Origin of the sequence: Flavobacterium sp. CAN_S2, from assembly GCF_015752255.1 — a bacterium.
In the GTDB taxonomy this organism is placed as follows: Bacteria; Bacteroidota; Bacteroidia; order Flavobacteriales; family Flavobacteriaceae; genus Flavobacterium.
The window spans coordinates 1-14,719 of the sequence record NZ_JADOVA010000004.1 but is presented as its reverse complement, the minus strand read 5'-3'; the positions used below and the strand labels follow the sequence as shown (position 1 = coordinate 14,719).

The following is a 14,719-nucleotide window of genomic DNA, read 5'->3' as shown; positions in this document are numbered from 1 at the left end:
CCCACTAACATGAGCAATCATAGCTAATCATTGAAGATGTAAATAAGATATGAGATTCCTCATTCGTCGGAATGAGAAACAGAGAGGTGAATAAAAGAAAAAAACCGTCTCATAATTAAACGAGACGGTTTTTTAAATATAAAAATGGTTTGGTTAATAGCGTATTATAAACTGAACTAGCTGTTTAGCATTACTGGCATTACAAGCATTGTAACCGTTTCACCTTCTTCTAATCCATCAACAGGAGTAAGGATTCCGGCTCTGTTTGGTAAAGACATTTCAAGCATAATCATATCGGATTGTAAGTTCGTCAACATTTCAGTCAAGAAACGAGAATTATACCCTATTTGCATATCATCACCTTGATAATCACAGGTCAATCTTTCTTCTGCTTTGTTTGAGTAGTCAATATCTTCAGCGGAAACATTTAATTCAGCACCAGCAATTTTCAAACGAATCTGGTGCGTAGTTTTATTCGAAAAGATAGCAACACGACGTACAGAACTCAAAAATTGAGAACGGTCAATCATTAACTTATTTGGATTTTCTTTAGGAATTACCGCTTCGTAATTTGGATATTTTCCATCAATCAAACGACACATTAAAACATAATTGTCGAAAGAAAAAGTAGCATTAGAATCATTGTATTCAATTTTAACTTCTGCGTCAGAACTACCAAGAATATTTTTTAAGATGTTCAAAGGCTTCTTTGGCATAATAAAATCAGCGACTTGAGAAGCTGTTACATCTGTACGCGCATATTTTACTAATTTGTGCGCATCAGTTGCTACAAATGTTAATCCTTGTGGCGAAAACTGGAAAAATACACCCGACATTACTGGACGCAAATCATCATTTCCTGCAGCAAATATTGTTTTACTTATGGCTGTTGCCAAAACATCAGCAGGAACAAGTGTTACAGATGGATCGTCTAAGTTTACCGATTTTGGAAATTCATCTCCAGGAGCATAAGCCAAAGCATATTTTCCAGAATTAGAACTGATTTCTATCGTACTATTTTCTTCAACGGTAAAAGTTAAAGGCTGTTCTGGGAATGTTTTAAGAATTTCCAAAAGTAATTTTGCAGGGACAGCAACGCTTCCTTTACTTTCTGAATCAATTCCTAATGTAGAAGACATTGTTGTCTCTAAATCAGAAGCGGAAACCGTTAGCACATTATGGTCTAAGTCAAATAAAAAGTTATCTAAAATAGGCAAAGTATTACTGCTGTTGATAACGTTACCTAAAACTTGTAATTGCTTCAATAAGTACGAACTCGATACTATAAATTTCATCTGTTATGTTTTATTTTTTAAGGTATTTCTCTAAATCCGAAATACGATACATTTTACAAATATATCGTAAACTATTCTAGTTTGGAAACTTTTTTATTAACATCTATTTGCTGTATTTTCTTTTTCGAAGGAAAGTAAATCCAACACCAAAAAGTCCTAAAATAAGAATTGGAAGCCCGATAGTTAGGATTTGTGTTCGGGTATAGTTTTCATAAACTTTTTCTTTATCCAATAGAGGTAAATCAAGATCTTTACTTCGAATGTTAATAAGTCCCGTGTCATCTAATAGATAATTGACACAGTTTATCAGGAAATCTTTATTATCATACAAATTTCCAGACCTTTGGTCATAACCCAATTCTACCGGTTGAAAGTTTTTATCTAATTGGTTTTTTATCAAATCTCCATCCGAAATTACAATCATTTTGTTCTTTTGTCCTGTGGCTTGAAATGTTTTTTGTTCAAATGGCAAAACTCTATTTTCAAACATAGAATGAAATGAACCTTCTAATAAAACCGAAAGTGGAATTTTCCCTTTGTTCAAGTAATCGTTTGGCGACGTTTCTTCGGCAACGATGTTCAGGTTTATCTCTGATGGAGTTCCTATTTTTTTCGAATATTGTGAAGATTCTAACAGAATGGTTTTCTTGATTCCGTTTTTCAAAGTGTCGATAGGATTCGCAAAATCAAATTTGATTCCCCCTAAATTTTTCACAATCGGATGCAAACTGTTTGGGTACACTTGTGGCGCAAATTTCCAGTTGAATTCCTGAAATTGTGTCGCGCTTCCTTGTTCACCTGTTGCCAATTTTATAGGGCTTCCTTGTTCGTCTTTTACTAAATCAGGATTGATTCGGATTCCGTATTTAAAGAACATATCGTTCAAATTTAAATCTCGTGGATAGGCCAAAGTTGCTCCTGAAGCATCATACAAACTATCCATTTCAGCTGAAACTTGGTCAATCAGCCACAATGTTTTTCCGCCATTGATGATAAATTGATCCAAAACTTGTTTCTCCGCATCGGTAAATGTCTCGGTAGGTTTCGCAATTACTGCCAGATCGTATTTTTCTAAAGCGTCTAAGCTTCCAGTAGGATTTTTGGCAACCGAATCTAAAGTAAAAGGGCCAATAAAATAACTTTCACGCACTTGCAAAAGAAATTTAGCCATCAAAATATCTTGCAATTCACCGTTTCCTTTGATGACAGCGATTTTCTTTTGTTTGGCTTTAGTAATTTTATTCAAACCTTCGGCAATCGAATATTCTAAATGCTGCACAGATCCAATTACTTTTTGCGTTGTAGAAGCACCCATAATGTTTTTCAACAAGGGAATATTCACTTCCTTATTGTCGTAAACGGCAATCGCCCAAGGAAAAACCATCGCTTGTGATTGCTTTCCTTTGTCGTCAACAGTTATGTTTATTGGCGTAAGCCCTTTTCGATACAACTCTTTGATATTGTCCATGCTTGCGTCTTCGTTTTCCAAAGGATCAACGAATTCAAAGACGATATTTTTGTTGTACGCCTGAAATTCTTCGAGTAATTGTTTAGTTTCTTGCTGTAAACGTTTGAATTCAGCAGGTAAATCGCCTTGCATGTACACTTTTATAGACAACGGATTTTGAACTTGCTTAATAATATTCAAAGAAGTAGTGGAAAGTGTGTATCTTTTATCTTTTGTTAAATCAAAACGATGAAAAAACGAATTTCCTATTACATTCGCAAGCACCACAATTGCGAGGATAATCAATACTGATCTTAGGTTATTTTTCTTAGAAGTTATCATTACGATTTGAAAGATTTTAGATTATAAACAGTAAATGAAAGAAAGACAACGGTTATGCTTGTAAAATAAAGAATATCTCTTGTGTCTAATACGCCTCGGCTCATGCTTTTGAAATGATCTTGCATTCCTAATGAAGCGATTATGGAAGATACATTTGGAATCACAGAAGCTAATCCTTCAAACCCAAAATAGAAGAAGAAACATAAAAATACGGCAACAATAAAAGCTACTATTTGATTGTCAGATAGCGTTGAAGTAAATATTCCAATAGCAGAGTAGGCAGCAATCAGGAACAATAGTCCAAAATAAGAACCAATAGTGCTTCCCATATCGAGATTGCCTTCCGGCATTCCTAAACTAGAAATAACGGCTACATAAATGAATGTTGGAATAATTGCCATTACAATTAAAAGCAAAGCTCCAAGAAATTTTCCGTTTACGATTTGCCAAATACTCAATGGTTTGGTCAGCAATAATTCTAATGTTCCTTGTTTTTTTTCATCCGAAAAACTACGCATTGTTACCGCGGGAATCAAGAATATTAAAATCCATGGAGCCAAGGTGAAAAATGGAGTCAAATCAGAAAAACCGGTATTCAGAATATTATAATCTCCTTCGAAAACCCATAGAAACAATCCGTTAATAATGAGAAAGATGGCAATAACTAAATAACCTATGGGCGAACCGAAAAAGGATTTTATCTCTCGTAATACTATTGATTTCATCTATTTTTTTTTAAAAGTTTAAAATTTAAAGTTCCCAATACAACAACTTTAAACCTTAAATGTTAAACTATTTTTTATTCTAAAGTAACTAATTTATCAACGCTCCACGCTTCTGGTTTGCCGTTAAATAATTTCTTTGTGAATGTCCAAACGTCGTAAAAAAGTTCGGAATTCCTGTAATTTTCCAAATCAGCTTCGGTTTCCCAATAACTGTAGGTAAAGAAAATGCTTTTATTGTCTCTGTCCTGATATAATTCTAAGAAACGATTTCCGGGCGCATTTCGTATTTTATCTTTCATTAACTCAAAGTTTTCTAAAAATGCAGGAATATGTTCCTCGTGAAAACTCAATTTTACTATTCGTACAAACATTGTTTTTTTGTTTAAACTTTAAACGAATTTTATAATAATAATATCTCTATAATTCAATCCTAATAAACTATTCGCAGAACCTACTGTGGATGGATTGCTTCTAAAAATAGCAATTTCCAGAAAACCAGCTTCGTTGAAAATAGCTAATTTTTCGCCCTCATATGATTTGATAGGATATTTATCAGAACTTGCAATGGCAGAATAGTTGGGCAAAATGGTTTTGATATTTTTAGTTTTCAAAACAATTTCATATGGTCTTCCTTTGGCAACTTCGATAAAATATTTTTTAGAAATATTGGTTATTACATTTCCAAAATGGTCAATATAAATCACGTGTCCTTTCAGCGAATTTCCATCAGCGGAAAGAACAGCTTGTAAGTCGGTGACTTGTTTAATCGTGTTTATTTCTTTACCAATGACGTTCATCAAGCCGCCTTTAGCGAGATGACAGGCCACCGTTACAAACACATCTAAATCTGCGGCATCACTGGGTAAACGATCGTGAATATTTATCGCCACAATTTTTTGAGGGACAATTTTTTGCGAAAGCATGCTTAAAATACCATTATCGGCAGCAATAAAATAATGATCGTTCCATTGCATCACAATATGTTGGTTTTCTTTATTGTGTTCCATATCCACACCAATAAGGTGAACAGTTCCTTTTGGGAAGCTTGAATACGAAGCGCTAATAATGTAACTTGCTTCTACCGTGTTGAATGGGTCAATTTCGTGTGAAATGTCAATGATTTTTGCTTCGGAATACTCAGATAAAATCTTCCCTTTTAGCGCACCTACAAAGTGGTCTTTCAAGCCATAATCGGAAGTAAGGGTAATTATTGACATAAATTTGTTTATAACTATTGGTGTTTTGTAAACCTAATTTTCATTAAATTTGAGAAACGCAAAGCTAAAGTATTTTCGGCTTTAATTAATTAGAATTTTAATTTCAATTTAAAACTGACATATGATCAAACCTCTATTTTTTCTTCTTCTTTTTTTTTGTAGCTTACAATCGCATTCACAAAAATTAGTTTACAAGTCCAACGGAACTATTTTAGATTCTGAAAACCAAAAAATTTCGCCCAATCAAGTAAGGGAATTGTTAAAAGACAATCAACAATTATTGGCCGATTATAATGCTGGAAGATCTAAAAAAACACTTGGAAATATTTTGCTTTACGGCGGTATTGGAATTGTTTTAGGTAAATTAATGTATAATAATTTATCAGATTCTTCAGAAACAACCCAAAACCCAAATTACGGTAATGGTAGCTTTCAATATACAACTACTTATAATGAAAGAAGTAGTACCTTATATTATATCGGATTAGCAGCAATAACTGTCGCAATTCCCGTTAAAATTGGTTTTTCTAAAAAGATTAAAAATGTAGTTACTGACTATAACAATCAAAATGCTACAGGATACAAACAATTCAATGAATCAAGACTGGATTTAATTACCAATTCAAACGGAATTGGACTGCGAATGACCTTAAACTAATAACCTAAAAACAACAGCATTTGAACGAAAGAATAATCGAGCTCATAGACATCGCTCCAAAAGACTTTTGGGGCGCTCAAGACACTCATCTTGAAACAATTAAAAAATATTATCCAAAATTGAAAATTGTCGCTCGGGGAACAACTTTAAAAGCTTTTGGAGAAAAAGAAGTTTTAGACGAGTTCGAAAAACGTTTTCAGCGATTAATGGTGCACTTTTCGAGGTACAATAACATTGATAACAATGTAATTGAGCGCGTTATTCTTGGCGATGTTCAGGAAGACAGAAAATTTCAAGGTCAGGATAAAATATTAGTGCATGGAGTAGGAGGAAAAATTATAAAGGCTATGACTCCCAATCAGCAACTGCTGGTGGATACCATGGAAAAAAATGATATGGTTTTTGCTGTTGGACCGGCCGGAACCGGAAAAACATACACTGGTGTTGCCATGGCTATAAAAGCGCTGAAAGAAAAGCAAGTTAAACGTATCATACTTACACGTCCCGCAGTTGAAGCAGGGGAGAACCTTGGTTTTCTTCCAGGTGATATGAAGGAAAAACTGGATCCGTACATGCAACCTTTATATGATGCTTTGCGCGATATGCTACCAAATGAAAAGCTTGAAGATTATATTCTAAAGGGAATTATCCAAATTGCGCCTTTGGCATTTATGCGAGGTAGAACACTGGATAATGCTTTTGTAATTTTGGATGAAGCCCAAAATACTACGCATTCCCAAATGAAAATGTTTCTTACCCGTATGGGGAAAAGTGCTAAATTTATGATTACTGGTGATCCTGGTCAAGTTGATTTGCCACGAAGAACCATTTCCGGATTAAAAGAAGCCTTATTGGTTTTGAAAGATATTGATGGAATTGGAATCATTTATCTGGATGACAAAGACATTGTACGTCATAGATTAGTCAAAAAAGTAATTGATGCCTATAAAATGATTGAAAATAACGATTAACAAATTCCCGAAATTTTGAAGCGGAAAGAAACTTCATTTTCAGTAGAGAATGGATTTACTTTCCGCTTTGTTATTAAAAAAAAAACAGTTAATCCGTAAAGCTTTTAATAAAATCCAATTGATTCCTTTTGTATGTCTTATAAATGCAATAAATTTGGAATTAATAAAATTTCAGTTAAAAGAAATGATTTTAAAAGAAAAAATTAAAGTAGTTATCAGTGATTTAGACGGAACTCTACTCAATTCAGATCACAAAATTTCCCAATATACCAAAACTGTTTTTCAAGAACTCCATAATCAAAATTATTTAATTATTGTAGCAACTGGTCGCCACCACTTGGATGCGATGCCAATTGTAGCAGGACTGGATATTCCTCTGTATTTAGTTACTTCAAATGGAGCGCGCATACATTCTCCTGAAAAAGAGGTTCTTTTTTCTATTAATATGGAAAGCGACGCCATAAAATCTATTTTGTCTTTAGATATTGATCCTGAAATAACAACTGTATTATTTAGAGAAAATATTTGGCAAACCAACAAGCATAATGAAAAACTAAACGAATTTCAACCCGAAGTAAATTATCATCCTGAACTGGTAGATTTTTCTAGTTTAGAGGATTTGAGTGCTATAAAAGTTTTTTTTACACATCCTAAACATTCAAAATTAATTGAATTACGCGATAAAATTTTAGAAAATCATACTGGACTTTTTAGCCATGCGTTTAGTTTGCCTTTTTGTTTAGAATTTATGGAAAAGTCAGTGGACAAAAGTGTTGCGATTGCTAAAATTCTCGAAAAAGAGAATTTTGTTTTCGAGCAAACAATTTCCTTTGGTGATGGATATAACGATGAAAATATGCTCAAATCCTCCGGTAAAGGTTTAGTTATGGGAAATGCACCCGACAGTTTGAAGGCGAAGCTGTCCCATTTAGATGTAATTGCAACTAATGATAAAGAAGGAGTTGCGAAATATATCGCCCAGGAACTACTGAATAATTAATTTTTTTAACTAACCACACTTACCAATTTACACATAAAATTAAAATCAAATGAACAAAAAAATAATCCTTGTCATCTCTGTTTTGTTTTCCATAACAATGCAAAGTCAAACTCTAAAACTAGAAGAAATTATGAAAGGCAACGCTTTCATTGGTGCGCAACCAGAAAATGAAAGATGGTCTTTAGATGGACAGAAAATTTATTTTGATTGGAATCCAAATAATGAATTGGGTACAAGTACTTATTTTTGGAAAAACGGATTGTCAAAACCAGAATTAGCGTCTCCAAATGAAGCTGTTTTTTCAAAATTAGATTTCAAAAAAACAGCCAATCCGGATTTGTATTATTACATCGATAAAGGAAGATTGTTTTCATATTCCTTAAAAAGTAAAACCTCAAAAAAATTGTACCAACAAAGCAGTCCAATTGCTAATTTACAAATGGGCGCTGTTGCAGGAATATTGTATTTCAGACAAAATGAAAATCTTTTTCAGTTTAATACGAATGAAGGTTCTATTATTCAAATTACGAACTTTCGTAAAGGAAAATCAGATGAGAAAGTCGCTGATAAAGAATCTTTTTTGAAAGGCCAACAAGAGGAATTATTTCAATTCGTCAGAGATCAAGAAGCGTTGAAGAAATGGAATTTGGCAAAATCAAAAACAGCAAAATCTGATTTTCCAAAGCCGTATTATTATGGAAAAAACACTTTTGGAAGCTTGAAAGTGGATCCAAAAGGAAATTTCGCCACCTTCAGGTTAATAGAAGATTCGGAACGAAAAAGTGAAAAAATGGAACTTTTTATAACTGCTGATGGTTATAACCAAATTGAAAATACGAAGGAAAAAGTTTCTGTAGATAATTTGTTGGCAACCAAATTCGGGATTTACAACATCGCCAAGGATTCTGTTTATTTAATGAATTTTTCATCGTTGAGTCATATTCAGGATGTTCCTAAATATTTTGAGTCCTATGAAAAATCAAAAACTGCAGTAAAGAAGGATAAACTAATTGTTGTTCAAGAACCTGTTTACAATGAAAATGGTTCTTACGCCATTGCTGAAATAAGAAGTCAGGATAACAAAGACCGATGGATTATCAGTTTAAATCTTGAGAAAGGAACCTTTCAGGAATTAGACCATCAACATGATGAAGCTTGGATTGGCGGACCTGGAATTCCTTCCAATTCGTACGGAAGAGGAACGCTTGGATTTTTAGGTGACAATGAAACCGTTTATTTTCAGTCCGAAGAAACGGGATATTCTCACTTATATAGTTATAATTTAAAGTCGAAAAAGAAAATACAGCTGACTAAAGGAAATTGGGAAGTGCGCAACGTGAATTTGGCAAAAGACAAAAAGTCGTTTTATTTGACGACAACAACGACACATCCGGGAAACAGAAATTTTTATAAATTGGAAGTTTCAAATCCTGTTTTGCAGCCTGTTTTAACTAAAGATGGCGCTCATGAAGTGAGTTTGTCACCAGATGAAAGTACATTATTGGTCCGTTATTCGTACAAAAATAAACCTTGGGAATTGTATGTAGCGCCTAATAAAAAGAATACGAACTTAAATCAGATAACGTCTTCAACATCGGAAAGTTTCAAAGCATATTCTTGGCGTGAACCGGAAGTAATTACTTTTAAGGCGCAGGATGGAACTCCTGTAAATGCTAGATTGTACAAGCCACAAGATGCCAATGCGAATAAAGCAGCAATCTTGTTTGTTCATGGTGCAGGTTACTTGCAAAATGCACACAACTACTGGAGTACGTACCATAGAGAATACATGTTTCATAATTTATTGGTCGATTTAGGTTATACCGTTTTGGATATTGATTATAGGGGAAGTGATGGATATGGGCGTGATTTTAGAACAGGAATTTACCGTTTTATGGGCGGAAAAGATTTAACGGATCAAATTGACGGAAAGAAATACTTAGTTGAAAATTACGGAATTGATGCTTCAAAAGTTGGGATTTATGGTGGTTCTTACGGAGGTTTCATCACGTTGATGGGAATGTTAACAACTCCAAAAGAGTTTGCTTCGGGAGCGGCTTTACGTTCTGTTACGGATTGGGCACATTACAATCATGGCTACACCGGAAATATTCTTAATTTCCCGGAAACAGATCCGGATGCTTACAAAAAAAGTTCTCCAATCTATTTTGCGGATAATTTACAAGGGGATTTATTGATGCTTCACGGAATGGTAGATGACAATGTAGAATACAAAGATATTGTTCGTTTGTCTCAGCGTTTTATCGAATTAGGGAAGAAAAAATGGAGCTTGTCAAGTTTTCCAGTGGAAGCTCACGGTTTTAAGGAAACCTATTCTTGGGTTGACGAATACAGCCGAATCTTAAATTTATTCAATGAAACGTTGCTTAAAAAATAACTTTAAATATAAAAATGAAATTTAAGAGTTCTGTTCTTTGCGAAACTCTATGAAATAGTTTTAAATTTGCAGGAACTAAAAATAAACACACACAACTAGTATAATGAGCAACACCATCACAACTACTGATTTTAATTTTCCAAACCAGAAATCTGTTTACCGAGGTAAAGTAAGAGAAGTGTATAATATCAATGATGAACTTTTGGTTATGATAGCTACAGACAGGCTTTCGGCTTTTGATGTAGTTTTGCCAAAAGGAATTCCATATAAAGGTCAAATTCTTAACCAGATTGCTACTAAATTCATGGAATTGACGGAGGATATTGTTCCTAATTGGTTAATTGCAAGTCCTGATCCTAATGTAGCTGTTGGTCATTTATGTGAGCCTTTCAAAGTGGAAATGGTGATTCGTGGCTATCTTTCGGGGCATGCTGCGCGTGAATACGTTCTTGGCAAAAGAGAAATTTGCGGAGTTTCAATGCCTGACTATTTGAAAGAAAATGATAAATTTCCGGAACCTATTATTACGCCGACAACAAAAGCGGATAACGGAGAACATGATGCGGATATTTCTCGTGAAGATATTTTATCGAAAGGAATTGTTACGGAAGAAGATTATATCGTTTTAGAAAAATTCACGAGAGATTTATTTCAAAGAGGAACTGAAATTGCTGCTAGTCGTGGTTTGATTTTGGTGGACACCAAATATGAATTTGGTAAAACCAAAGAAGGTGTAATTGTCTTGATTGACGAAATTCATACTCCAGATTCTTCTCGTTATTTTTACGCGGAAGGTTACCAAGAACGTCAAAATAGCGGAGAAGAACAAAAACAATTATCGAAAGAGTTTGTTCGTCGTTGGTTAATCGAAAATGGTTTTCAAGGTTTGGAAGGACAACAAATTCCTGATATGACTGACGAATATATTGAAACAGTTTCTGAAAGATATATTGAATTATACGAAAATATCTTAGGAGAGAAATTTGTAAAAGCAGATATCACTAATATTCATGAAAGAATAGAAAAAAATGTTTTGGAATATCTAGCGAACAGATAGAACCATTTCCATAAAAAATAAAAAAACCGCAGTTCATAATTTGAACTGCGGTTTTTTTATTTTTTAAATGATGATTCATAACAAGTAATCCATTCTTGCACTGTTATTTTTTGCACGAGTTCAGCAATTAAATTAAAAGGGATTTGGTCCATCTTTTTAAATCGGATGCAACTTTTTCCCATGTCTAATTTTTGGGCGCTGTGTTTTGGATATTCGGTCACAAACCAATTCAGTAATTCGGGTTTAGCATAAATTCCCATGTGGTAAAGCGCAATGAAATTTTTTTGCGAAGCAATAGCTATAAAGGGTAACGGAAGTTTTGGTTCACAATGGTAGCCGTTAGGATAAATAGAATGTGGCACTACGTAACCAATCATGCCGTAGGACATTTGTTCAACAAATCCTTTTGGAATATTTTCAAGAATAGTTTCTCGGAGTTTTGTAAAAGCTATTTTTCTTTCCAGTGGAATTTCTTCTAAATACGCTTCTATTGATGTGGCAGCTGATTGCATTTTTATGAATTGTTTGAGTAAATTTAATAAAAAAACCGCAATTCATAATTTGAACTGCGGTTTTTTAGCCCCGATAGAAGAGGAAATCCTTTCTAGTCCTGAAATTGTTTCAGGATCCTGAAACAAGTTTAGGACTAGAAAGATTGCAATCTCGTTTTTAGAACGAGACGGGATTAGCTCCTAAAAACTATTTGAAATAAGAGAATGTTTCTTCGTTTTCTAATTTCAACAAGGTTTCATAAATTAATTTAATCACGTTTTCAACGTCATCACGATGCACCATTTCAACCGTAGTGTGCATATAACGCAACGGCAAGGATATCAAAGCCGAAGCTACGCCGCCATTGCTATACGCAAAAGCATCGGTATCAGTTCCGGTAACACGAGAGGAAGCCAATCTTTGGAACGGGATTTCTTTTGCCATAGCAGTTTCTAAAATCAATTCTCTCAAATTATTCTGAACCGCAGGCGCATAAGTAACTACAGGACCTTTACCAATTTTAGTATCTCCTTCAATTTTCTTTTCGATCATTGGAGTAGTGGAGTCATGACAAACATCGGTAACAATGGCTACATTTGGTTTGATGGTTTTGGTTATCATTTCTGCACCACGAAGACCTACTTCTTCTTGAACCGAATTAGTGACATACAGTCCAAAAGGAAGTTTTATTTTGTTTTCGTGTAATAAACGAGCCACTTCGGCAATCATAAACCCACCCATTCGATTGTCAATCGCGCGACAAACAAATTTGTTTTCGTTCAAAATCATGAATTCATCAGGATACGTAATCACGCAACCTACATGAACGCCCATTTTATCTACCTGTTCTTTAGTTTCACAACCAATGTCAATAAACAAATTATCCACTTTTGCCACTTCTTCTTTTCCTCTATTGCGGGTATGAATAGCCGGCCAGCCAAAAACACCTTTTACAATTCCTGCTTTGGTATGAATGTTAACACGTTTTGAAGGTGCAATTTGGTGATCTGAACCACCATTTCTAATCACATAGATTAATCCATCATCAGTAATATAATTGACATACCATGAAATTTCGTCAGCATGACCTTCAATCACAACCTTATAAGGTGCATCCGGATTTATGATTCCAACAGCAGAGCCGTAAGTGTCCGTTATAAAAGTATCTACATAAGGTTTCAGGTATTCCATCCATAATTTCTGGCCGCCACTTTCATATCCTGTGGGTGATGCATTATTAAGATAGTTTTCTAAAAACTCAAGTGATGACTTATTTAATATTGATTTAGTGCTCATAAAATTATTTTTTTGCTAAATTATAAATTTGGCATTACAGTTGTGTATATAATGTATAATTTTGGCAATTAAATTTCCCTGTATGAAGCTAATTAAATTTTTGTTGTTTTGTTTATTTACTACTCTGTCTGTTAATGCACAGGTAATACCTCAGGATACCACAAAGATGGGCTATGAATTAGGAGAAGATGAATATATTCTTAATGATACCATTCAATTACCCGAAGTTCTGATATATAAGGGAAAAACAGATCCTGAAGCAAGAAAGCAGTTTTTATTACTTCAAAGTCGGGTATATAAAACTTATCCTTATGCAAAACTAGCTTCGGAGCGATTAACTATTCTTAATAAAGGAATGGAAAAACTTAAAACAAATAAAGAGAAAAAAAGATACTTTAAAATAGTTGAAAGTTATTTGAGTGACGAGTTTGAAGCTAAACTTAAAAAGCTTTCCCGCAAACAAGGTCAAATATTGGTAAAGCTAATACACCGTCAAACTGGCACCACAACTTATGAATTGGTTAAAAACCTTAAAAGTGGATGGAAGGCATTTTGGTCGAATACAGCGGCAAGCATGTTTGATATCAATTTGAAAACAAAGTATGCTCCTTTCGATGTCAATGAAGACTATCTTATAGAAACGATATTAGTGAGGGCATTTGATTCCGGAAGATTACAAAATCAAAATCCGGCCAAACCAGTTGATTATGATAGTCTAACTGATTCCTGGGAATCCAGAGCAGAAAATCTCAATAAATAAAATTCATTTGGGCGTTCCTCCTTATATAAAGAAAGGCGATTAGCTAAAAAAGCTAATCGCCTTTCTTTATATAAGGAGTCGGGCTATTCGCTACAAGTCCTCGTCCCGCCAAAAAAAGGCGGGGCTGTGGGCTTTCCGCTGCTATCACTAACGCGGTCCTCGAATAATTAGGATATTCAGTTCAATCAAGAGGATAAGAACTAACGCCAACACAAAATCCGGTTACACTATATACAGGAAAGATTAGAAAAGCTATGTCCTATATAAGGTCAAGGATAAAGTGATTTTATTGATCTAGAGTAGTTTTTTTGTTCGAATACTGTAAAGGCAGACTGTTTTGAAGGAGTAAGGCGCATTGAAGAGTTGCTAAAACATGAGCAAAGATTAAATTTCGAAAGCTTTAGTAGATAAAAGAGGGAAGTTGAAAGCATTCGATCTTACTGAAATAGGCGATTTTGGATTGATATGGCGTGTATCGGCTATTAGATTGCTGTTTTGTTTAAAAAACTTTGACATTCAAAAAGCATGTTTTCAGCGAGTTAAAGTAAAAGTTAAGAAAAGGGTAAAAAAAAGGTTTAAAAAAGCTTGAATAACTCAATAAACGGTGTACTTTTGCACCCGCAACAACGCAGACGTTCTTTTAAATACTGGCAAGCAAAAGGAATCAAGACAGAAAATTTATTTTCTAAAAAAGATTTCAAAAAGCTTGTGAGAATAGAAAACAGATGTTACATTTGCACCCCGCAAAACGCGCAAAGTTCCTTGACAGATTGATGAGAAAAGAGAAGCAAACGAGATAAAATTTATCTTAAAAAAAACTTCAAAATTTTCTTGTTAGTTAAAAAGAAAGTTGTACTTTTGCACCTGCTTCCAGAGAGACACCATGTGACTCGAACGAAGAGAGAACAAGATAAGAACACGTTCCTAGACATATTGAATTGACAGCCGTTTTAAGAGAGATCTTAGAACAAAAGAATAAGAGTAATAGAATCGAGAGATTTGAAAAAACCACTAGAATTTAGTCGAATAACAATAGCTTGAAGCAATTTAAGCACACAATA

General features: G+C 34.1%; 14 protein-coding genes. 6 read left to right on the top strand and 8 right to left on the bottom strand.

Going from position 1 to position 14,719, the window contains the following annotated elements:
• Window positions 1–176 precede the first annotated feature (176 nt).
• The 5 genes from dnaN to IWX80_RS11895 all read right to left on the bottom strand — a co-directional run bounded on the left by dnaN (window position 177) and on the right by IWX80_RS11895 (window position 5,026).
• A complete protein-coding gene (gene dnaN / locus IWX80_RS11915) occupies window positions 177–1,295 on the bottom strand; it encodes a DNA polymerase III subunit beta (RefSeq protein WP_196853630.1) in 1,119 nt (372 codons plus the stop codon).
• 103 nt (window positions 1,296–1,398) lie between these two features.
• The gene (gldG, locus tag IWX80_RS11910) at window positions 1,399–3,084 is read right to left on the bottom strand and encodes a gliding motility-associated ABC transporter substrate-binding protein GldG (RefSeq protein ID WP_196853629.1); all 1,686 of its coding nucleotides are present in this window, start codon (window positions 3,082–3,084) and stop codon (window positions 1,399–1,401) included.
• Window positions 3,084–3,809: a gliding motility-associated ABC transporter permease subunit GldF gene (gene gldF / locus IWX80_RS11905; RefSeq protein WP_196853628.1), complete on the bottom strand. Its 726-nt coding sequence runs from the start codon at window positions 3,807–3,809 to the stop codon at window positions 3,084–3,086. The genes gldG and gldF overlap by 1 nt, the downstream gene beginning before the upstream one ends.
• A gap of 74 nt (window positions 3,810–3,883) precedes the next feature.
• Complete coding sequence (locus tag IWX80_RS11900; RefSeq protein WP_196853627.1) at window positions 3,884–4,180, bottom strand: putative quinol monooxygenase; 297 nt, start codon at window positions 4,178–4,180, stop codon at window positions 3,884–3,886.
• Window positions 4,181–4,198: 18 nt separating this feature from the next.
• The gene (locus tag IWX80_RS11895; RefSeq protein ID WP_196853626.1) at window positions 4,199–5,026 is read right to left on the bottom strand and encodes an SAM hydrolase/SAM-dependent halogenase family protein; all 828 of its coding nucleotides are present in this window, start codon (window positions 5,024–5,026) and stop codon (window positions 4,199–4,201) included.
• A gap of 121 nt (window positions 5,027–5,147) precedes the next feature.
• On the opposite strand from IWX80_RS11895, the gene IWX80_RS11890 reads away from it, so the two are divergent.
• From IWX80_RS11890 to IWX80_RS11870, 5 genes are all read left to right on the top strand, one after another.
• A complete protein-coding gene (locus IWX80_RS11890) occupies window positions 5,148–5,684 on the top strand; it encodes a hypothetical protein (protein ID WP_196853625.1) in 537 nt (178 codons plus the stop codon).
• A gap of 20 nt (window positions 5,685–5,704) precedes the next feature.
• Window positions 5,705–6,655, top strand: a complete 951-nt coding sequence (locus IWX80_RS11885) for a PhoH family protein (protein WP_121365984.1) — start codon at window positions 5,705–5,707, stop codon at window positions 6,653–6,655.
• A gap of 184 nt (window positions 6,656–6,839) precedes the next feature.
• Complete coding sequence (locus tag IWX80_RS11880) at window positions 6,840–7,655, top strand: HAD family hydrolase (RefSeq protein ID WP_196853624.1); 816 nt, start codon at window positions 6,840–6,842, stop codon at window positions 7,653–7,655.
• Between the two features lie 49 nt (window positions 7,656–7,704).
• A complete protein-coding gene (locus IWX80_RS11875; RefSeq protein WP_196853623.1) occupies window positions 7,705–10,053 on the top strand; it encodes a S9 family peptidase in 2,349 nt (782 codons plus the stop codon).
• Between the two features lie 103 nt (window positions 10,054–10,156).
• A complete protein-coding gene (locus tag IWX80_RS11870) occupies window positions 10,157–11,110 on the top strand; it encodes a phosphoribosylaminoimidazolesuccinocarboxamide synthase (RefSeq protein WP_196853622.1) in 954 nt (317 codons plus the stop codon).
• A 56-nt stretch (window positions 11,111–11,166) separates the two neighbouring features.
• Here the strand turns inward: IWX80_RS11870 and IWX80_RS11865 are convergent, their stop codons facing one another.
• Both IWX80_RS11865 and IWX80_RS11860 read right to left on the bottom strand, forming a co-directional pair.
• Window positions 11,167–11,622 carry a DUF1801 domain-containing protein gene (locus IWX80_RS11865; RefSeq protein WP_196853621.1) on the bottom strand — a complete coding sequence of 152 codons (456 nt, stop codon included), beginning with the start codon at window positions 11,620–11,622 and terminating at the stop codon, window positions 11,167–11,169.
• A gap of 187 nt (window positions 11,623–11,809) precedes the next feature.
• Window positions 11,810–12,898, bottom strand: coding sequence for a M42 family metallopeptidase (locus tag IWX80_RS11860; protein ID WP_196853620.1), 1,089 nt, complete (start codon window positions 12,896–12,898; stop codon window positions 11,810–11,812).
• Between the two features lie 82 nt (window positions 12,899–12,980).
• Between IWX80_RS11860 and IWX80_RS11855 the strand changes: the two genes are divergently transcribed.
• Window positions 12,981–13,658, top strand: coding sequence for a DUF4294 domain-containing protein (locus IWX80_RS11855; RefSeq protein ID WP_196853619.1), 678 nt, complete (start codon window positions 12,981–12,983; stop codon window positions 13,656–13,658).
• 384 nt (window positions 13,659–14,042) lie between these two features.
• Here the strand turns inward: IWX80_RS11855 and IWX80_RS17035 are convergent, their stop codons facing one another.
• Window positions 14,043–14,174 (bottom strand): hypothetical protein, encoded by a 132-nt coding sequence (locus IWX80_RS17035; protein ID WP_334682348.1) that lies wholly within the window; start codon window positions 14,172–14,174, stop codon window positions 14,043–14,045.
• Between the last annotated feature and the right edge of the window lie 545 nt (window positions 14,175–14,719).

Excerpts from the sequence above, each read along its gene's own strand:
- dnaN (WP_196853630.1), bottom strand. The coding sequence starts at position 1,295 with ATGAAATTTATAGTATCGAGTTCGTACTTATTGAAGCAATTACAAGTT.
- gldG (WP_196853629.1), bottom strand. The coding sequence starts at position 3,084 with ATGATAACTTCTAAGAAAAATAACCTAAGATCAGTATTGATTATCCTC.
- gldF (WP_196853628.1), bottom strand. The coding sequence starts at position 3,809 with ATGAAATCAATAGTATTACGAGAGATAAAATCCTTTTTCGGTTCGCCC.
- IWX80_RS11900 (WP_196853627.1), bottom strand. The coding sequence starts at position 4,180 with ATGTTTGTACGAATAGTAAAATTGAGTTTTCACGAGGAACATATTCCT.
- IWX80_RS11895 (WP_196853626.1), bottom strand. The coding sequence starts at position 5,026 with ATGTCAATAATTACCCTTACTTCCGATTATGGCTTGAAAGACCACTTT.
- IWX80_RS11890 (WP_196853625.1), top strand. The coding sequence starts at position 5,148 with ATGATCAAACCTCTATTTTTTCTTCTTCTTTTTTTTTGTAGCTTACAA.
- IWX80_RS11880 (WP_196853624.1), top strand. The coding sequence starts at position 6,840 with ATGATTTTAAAAGAAAAAATTAAAGTAGTTATCAGTGATTTAGACGGA.
- IWX80_RS11875 (WP_196853623.1), top strand. The coding sequence starts at position 7,705 with ATGAACAAAAAAATAATCCTTGTCATCTCTGTTTTGTTTTCCATAACA.
- IWX80_RS11870 (WP_196853622.1), top strand. The coding sequence starts at position 10,157 with ATGAGCAACACCATCACAACTACTGATTTTAATTTTCCAAACCAGAAA.
- IWX80_RS11865 (WP_196853621.1), bottom strand. The coding sequence starts at position 11,622 with ATGCAATCAGCTGCCACATCAATAGAAGCGTATTTAGAAGAAATTCCA.
- IWX80_RS11860 (WP_196853620.1), bottom strand. The coding sequence starts at position 12,898 with ATGAGCACTAAATCAATATTAAATAAGTCATCACTTGAGTTTTTAGAA.
- IWX80_RS11855 (WP_196853619.1), top strand. The coding sequence starts at position 12,981 with ATGAAGCTAATTAAATTTTTGTTGTTTTGTTTATTTACTACTCTGTCT.
- IWX80_RS17035 (WP_334682348.1), bottom strand. The coding sequence starts at position 14,174 with ATGTCAAAGTTTTTTAAACAAAACAGCAATCTAATAGCCGATACACGC.